The organism is Stenotrophomonas geniculata ATCC 19374 = JCM 13324 (genome assembly GCF_001431625.1).
Classification (GTDB): Bacteria; Pseudomonadota; Gammaproteobacteria; order Xanthomonadales; family Xanthomonadaceae; genus Stenotrophomonas; species Stenotrophomonas geniculata.
The window spans coordinates 1-5,571 of the sequence record NZ_LLXT01000020.1 but is presented as its reverse complement, the minus strand read 5'-3'; the positions used below and the strand labels follow the sequence as shown (position 1 = coordinate 5,571).

Here is a 5,571-nt window from a genome sequence, read left to right as displayed (position 1 = left end):
CACGGCCGTAAAGGTATTCCCACCTGTCGAATCGCCCAGGTGCACGCTGCCGTTGACCGTTCCCGCATTGAGGAAGGTATTGCCCGACGAAGAGCCCAATCCCACCCGCCCGGTGATGCTGCCAGTATTCGTCACATTGGCGGCTGCCCCGCCATAGGTCACCACCGAAGTCGCATCAACGACATTGCCAAGGCCGATCAGTGACACGCCAATCGTGCCATTGTTGGTAATGGTGGTGACCTGGCCGGGAGAGCCACCGCCCCCATTCTGCGCCACGATGGCCTGGCCGCCGAAACCCAGCAAGGTAGCGATATTGAATACACCGTTGATCGTGCCGCCACTGTTGTTGTTGACAGTGATCGCGCTGGCCGAGCTGTTGCCGACCACCAGTCCATCCGAAGCGAGCAGCAGCGTGCTGGGATCAATCAGCCCGCTGTTGTTGACCGTGACATTGCTGCCCCCCAGTGTCACCGCATTGCCGCCCAAGGTCGCAGATGAGCGCATCGTTGCACCGGAGTTGACCTGCAGCGTGATGCCAGATGCGGGGTTGTTGTAATTGGTGGGGTTGGGGGTGTTGTCGCAGATGATCGTCGTTGTGCCGGTGCACGCTGCGAACGCCGAACCGCTGGCCAAGGTGGCTGCCAGTGCGACCGCCAGCTGATGCGCCCGCAATCGCGGTGGCCGCTTCGCGGTAATCGCACTTCCGCCGGGATTCTGGGCGACCTCCGAGGCAACCTGCATTACGCCGAGGGCACGATTGAAAACCAGACGGTAAATGCGGTTCATCGGTAAATCTCCATGAAAAGACCGGATGGCACTGCGGGCAGGTTTTTTGAAGACGATGCGGCCCATCCCGGCTCCCGATACGGGAACAAGGCCTGGCGGCATTAACTCCTGAAAATCTTCACATCTTCACGCGACGCCCCCTGAAAAAGGTGCGCCGGCGTGTCCGTCAAGGCGAAAACTCCCCGGTTTCGCATGACGAATGGCGGCACTGTGCGTCCGATGGCGCCAGCGGCATGTGAATCACGCTCGTTATTTTCATGACGTGCGTCAAATAAAACGAGCGGACAAAATGGCTTTGCCGAAAATGCATATACCTGCAGGACGCGGGGAATCCATTCCCCGCTCAACTAAATGCATTCAGCTGCTGGAGAGTTTCATCAGCACCAGCCCGGACACGATCAAGACCGCTGCACCGATCCGCATCGGGCTGACCTGCTCACCGAGGAACACGATGCCGACCACGAACGCGCCTACCGCACCGATGCCGGTCCAGATCGTATAGGCGGTACCCAATGGCAGGCTGCGCATGGCCACCGCCAGCAGCCAGAAGCTGGCGATCATGCCGATGATCGTGACCACGGTGGGGGTGAGCTTGGTGAAGCCTTCGGACTGCTTCATGGACACGGCCCAGACGATTTCCAGCAGGCCGGCGAACAACAGATAGATCCAGGCCATGACAGCCCTCCTCTTGGTAGGGCCAGGCCGTCCTGGTCATTGATTCCCGATGTGGGGGAGGTCGTTCCTCCTGGCCGGTATTCTAGCAACGCCGGTCGCGCCGGGGCGTTGCCAGCAGACGCGGGTTACAGCCGATTCAGTGCACGAAGCTGGCGTCGATGTACCTGCCTGCGCTATAGTTGCGTTCTGCCATCGGCCAGCCGATGTGCAGTCCGGCTGTGGTCTCCGGCGCATCGCGCGCTGCTTCCCCTGATCGGTGAACCGGCCACCCACTGGGCGGCCAACGTCTCTATGGTGGCCCCGTCGGCCCCTCGCGACGCTAGGTCGAAAATCCCGCCAGGGCCGGAAGGCAGCAACGGTATCGATCGACGCGGGCGCCGAGGTCAGCCGGCGGGGCCATCGCCTTTTCCGGCGACGCCCCGCCTCTGGTAGATGCCAACCTTGGTTGGCGCCCTTTGCCGGGCATGGCCCCGCGCTACTGCGCTTCCGGCGTACCCTGGTGGAACACCATGCGCCATCCGTCCCCATGCCGGCGCCACAGCGAACTGCGCAGTACCCAGCCTTGCGGCTGGCCATCCAGGTAGTAGCGGCTGCGATAACGCACCTGGGCCAGGTCTTGCGTCAGCAGCGAGACCGCGTACTGCTCCGATTCGATCCGCACCTGCGCCCGTTCCAGCGGGATCTCCGCCAGCGCAGCTGCACGGTCGTAACAGCGGCCGGAACTGCCGATCTCGCTGAAATCCTCGTCCAGCAGGGCCGCAAGGGACTCGCGATCCCCCCGCACCTGCGGCGCATGCAGCGCGCGTTCCAGCGCCTCCAGTTCGGCCGCCAGCGCCGCGTCGACGGGCTGGCCAACACCGCTCACGGCGGATCCTGCGCCAGCACGTGCGGCGCCGTCGGGCTCGCCAACCGCACGCACTGCCCCGGCTGGGCGACGCGGTGACCGCGCGCGGCCAGCGCCGCACCGTCAGCCACGCTGGCGTAGTGGTAGAGCATCATCCGGGACTGCAGCTCGGCGCTGTACTCGCGCTCCAGGTCGTCCACACCGGTATGCGACGGGTTGCCGTGCAGGCCGCAGTCGTGCGCGATCAGTTCGTTGTCGTTGGCGAAACGGGCCAGCATCTCCGGAATCGGCCGGGTATCGCCGCTCCAGGTCAGCGCGCCCTGCAGACGCAGGCCATAGGCCGTCTCCGGCCAATGGTGGCGCACCGGGAACACCTCCAGGCGCACGCCTTCATGCCAGAACGCCTCACCCACCACGATCAGCTGGAACGCATCCCAGAAGTTGGCGCCGCCCTCGGCCAGCACGTTCGGGTAGTCCCCGATGCGCTTGTGCAGCAGCGGCACCACCGTGGCAGGCACATACAGGCGCACCTTGCCGCGCCGGTGCGCATTGAAGAAGGTATCGACGAACAGGCGCTCGAAGCCCGCCACGTGGTCCAGGTGCACATGGGTGACGAACAACGCCTGCGGCATGTGGCCGTAGTGCGCCTTGAACGCGGTCAGGCCTTCACCGCCGCAGTCGATGGTCAGCCACGGACGCCCGTCCCGCTCGATCACCGACATCGGCGACCCCAGCTCGACCGCCGACGCATTGCCGACGCCGAGGAAACGCAACGACCAGTCCATCAGGTGCCCCGGTTCCAGGCCATGTCATAGGCGCGGCGCAGCCGCGCGAAGTCCTTCTGCACGTCTTCCATGCTGCGCTCGCCGCGCAGCTTGATCAGCGAGCGCAGCAGGCGCTTGAGATTGCGTTCGCGCCAGGCGGTCGCCGGGATGCGGATCACCCCGCGGTCGAAGTCGATCAGCCAGCCATGGCCATTGCCGTCGAACAGGATGTTGTGCGCATTGAGGTCGGCATGGTCCAGGCCGGCACGGTGGAAGCGCGCGATCAGCCGCCCGGTTTCCTCCCACGGTGCGCCCCGGCCAGCGACCAGCGCACGGTCGGCCAGCGAACGGACACCCTCGATCCGCTCCATCAGGATCGCGGCCCGGTAGCGCAGGCCCTCGCGCATGTAGAACGCGGCGATCGGCCGTGGCACCGGCAGCTTCTTCTCGCGCAGCGCGCGCATCAGCCGGAATTCGGCGAAACTGCGGGTGCGGTCCGCGCCGCGCCAGAAGTACTGGTCATGGCTGATCTTCGCCGCCAGGCCACCGCGCAAGTAGTGGCGCAGCACGCTGGGGCCGAACGGCGCATCGACCAACCAGGCGCTGCCACGGCCGCCCTCACCCACCGGCCGGGCCCTGCTTCCCCAGTGCTGGGGTGAGAACAGGCCGATCTCGGCTTGCCGCAGCCGCTCGCGGTCGAACAGAATGGCCCCGATGCCGCGACCCTCGCGGCATGGCGTCAGCGCTTCATTGGCGTCGAATGCGACCATTTCATTGAGTCTAACAACACATGGCATCAGCGTCCTCCTCCTTGTGCCTCCTGCGCTTGTCCGCACTTGGCGATGTCACCCACGTGGTGCCCCTCGTGCGCACCCTGCAGGCCGCACGCCCGGACACGCCGATCCACTGGATCATCGACAAGGCCGGCCACAAGCTGCTCGACGGCCTGCCTGGCGTCACCTTCCATGCCTACGACAAGAAGAGCGGCATGGCCGGGGTCAAGGAACTGCGCAGGCAGCTGCCACCGGGGCGCTTTGAAGCGCTGCTGCAGATGCAGGTGGCGTTCCGCGCCAACCTGCTGTCGGCCTTCATTCCCGCAGAGCGTCGCATCGGCTACGACCGCAGCCGATCGAAGGATCTGCACGGTCTCTTCATCAACGAGCGCATCCCCGACCGCCCCGGCATCCATGTGCTGGACGCCATCGGCAGCTTCTGTGAACCCCTTGGCCTGCGCCAGGCCGAGGTCAGCTGGGACCTGGCGGTGCCGCAGTCCGCGTATGAGTGGGCCGCCGCGCAATGGCAGGACGATGGCCGACCGGTACTGATGATCTCGCCCTGTTCCAGCCACGTGCGCCGCAACTGGTATGCAGACCGCTATGCAGCCGTGGCCAACCATGCCGCACAGCGCGGTTGGCGGGTGGTGCTGTGTGGTGGCCGCAGCGAGCTGGAGCGCAGCATGGCCGATGCCATCCAGGCCCAGCTGCACACGCCGGCACTGGACCTGGTCGGCAAGGACACCTTGAAGCAGCTGCCGGCACTGCTGGCCCGCGCCAATCTGGTGATGACCCCGGACTCGGGCCCGATGCACATCGCCAACGCGATGGGCGCCAAGGTACTGGGCCTGCATGCGGCCAGCAACCCGAACCGCAGCGGTCCCTATTCCGACCGCCGCTACTGCGTGGACCGCTACGATGATGCCGCGCGCAAGTACCTGGCCAAGCAGGCCGCGGATCTGAAGTGGGGCACCAAGATCGAGTTCGACGATGTGATGGAACTGATCACTGTCGAAGACGGTATCGCTGCGTTCGAACGCTACGTCGCCGACCACCTGGGGTGAGCGGCAGGCTGCCGGGGATTACGCGCGCTGCGCGTAATCCTGGTAGGACTTCTCTTCCACGTACGCCGAACCCAGCGCCAGGTTGATCGCCTTCTTGATGCGCGCGCGTTCGTCGTTGCGCAGGTAGACACTGCGCGCCAGGTCGATGAAGCCCTGATCGAACGCCTGCGCCTTCTCCTTCAGGCGGATGTCGTCCTCGATGTCCCACAGCTGCTCGTTGACCGTCTTCAGCTCGGCACGCAGCTTGGCGATGTCCTTCACCGCCGCCGGGTGTGCCATCCAGGTCTGCTCCAGCGCCGACAGCTCCTTGCGCACATTGGCCAGCTTGCCCTCGTCGCTGATGCGCTCGGACTTGATCTGCAGGATCGAGATCTTGTCCAGCAGCTCGCCGAAAGAAACGGGGACGAGGATTTCAGCGGTCATGGGGAAAAGCTCCAGCAGGTGATGCGTACAGTTTAACCCGCAGCTCGCGATGGGACAGGTAGATCCATCTGGAGGAACAAGCCCCTCTGTTGAGGGGCTGCCCCGACAGGGGCGGGGAGAGGCCGGCAAAGGGAGGGGCCCACGCGTTGCACAGCAACGCGTGGGGCGACGCGCAACGCGCGTCGCGTCCCGCGCCAGATAAAGAAAAAGGGCTGCCTTTCGGCAGCCCTTTTTCTTTATCT

Annotated in this window: 7 protein-coding genes and 1 other RNA gene; 2 read left to right on the top strand and 6 right to left on the bottom strand. The window is 65.1% G+C overall.

Features of this window, described 5'->3' with window-relative positions:
- Window positions 1-852 (bottom strand): ESPR domain-containing protein (locus ARC63_RS01265; RefSeq protein WP_338141128.1); only part of this gene is annotated, 852 nt, incomplete at its 3' end.
- A 291-nt stretch (window positions 853-1,143) separates the two neighbouring features.
- Window positions 1,144-1,461, bottom strand: coding sequence for a DMT family transporter (locus ARC63_RS01260; protein ID WP_010483859.1), 318 nt, complete (start codon window positions 1,459-1,461; stop codon window positions 1,144-1,146).
- Window positions 1,462-1,761: 300 nt separating this feature from the next.
- Here ARC63_RS01260 and ffs point away from each other — a divergent pair.
- Window positions 1,762-1,858, top strand: an RNA gene (ffs, locus tag ARC63_RS22495) — signal recognition particle sRNA small type.
- A gap of 78 nt (window positions 1,859-1,936) precedes the next feature.
- On the opposite strand, the gene ARC63_RS01255 is transcribed toward ffs, so the two are convergent.
- Genes ARC63_RS01255 through ARC63_RS01245 form a run of 3 tightly spaced genes read right to left on the bottom strand, consistent with a single transcriptional unit; the run spans window position 1,937 to window position 3,839 of the window.
- Window positions 1,937-2,326, bottom strand: coding sequence for a nuclear transport factor 2 family protein (locus tag ARC63_RS01255; RefSeq protein WP_057502326.1), 390 nt, complete (start codon window positions 2,324-2,326; stop codon window positions 1,937-1,939).
- The gene (locus ARC63_RS01250; RefSeq protein WP_010483863.1) at window positions 2,323-3,090 is read right to left on the bottom strand and encodes an MBL fold metallo-hydrolase; all 768 of its coding nucleotides are present in this window, start codon (window positions 3,088-3,090) and stop codon (window positions 2,323-2,325) included. The genes ARC63_RS01255 and ARC63_RS01250 overlap by 4 nt, the downstream gene beginning before the upstream one ends.
- Window positions 3,090-3,839, bottom strand: a complete 750-nt coding sequence (locus ARC63_RS01245; protein WP_010483865.1) for a 3-deoxy-D-manno-octulosonic acid kinase — start codon at window positions 3,837-3,839, stop codon at window positions 3,090-3,092. The genes ARC63_RS01250 and ARC63_RS01245 overlap by 1 nt, the downstream gene beginning before the upstream one ends.
- A gap of 20 nt (window positions 3,840-3,859) precedes the next feature.
- On the opposite strand from ARC63_RS01245, the gene ARC63_RS01240 reads away from it, so the two are divergent.
- Window positions 3,860-4,906 carry a glycosyltransferase family 9 protein gene (locus ARC63_RS01240; protein WP_010483867.1) on the top strand — a complete coding sequence of 349 codons (1,047 nt, stop codon included), beginning with the start codon at window positions 3,860-3,862 and terminating at the stop codon, window positions 4,904-4,906.
- Between the two features lie 18 nt (window positions 4,907-4,924).
- On the opposite strand, the gene ARC63_RS01235 is transcribed toward ARC63_RS01240, so the two are convergent.
- Window positions 4,925-5,329, bottom strand: a complete 405-nt coding sequence (locus ARC63_RS01235) for a DUF6165 family protein (protein WP_010483869.1) — start codon at window positions 5,327-5,329, stop codon at window positions 4,925-4,927.
- Window positions 5,330-5,571: the final 242 nt, after the last annotated feature.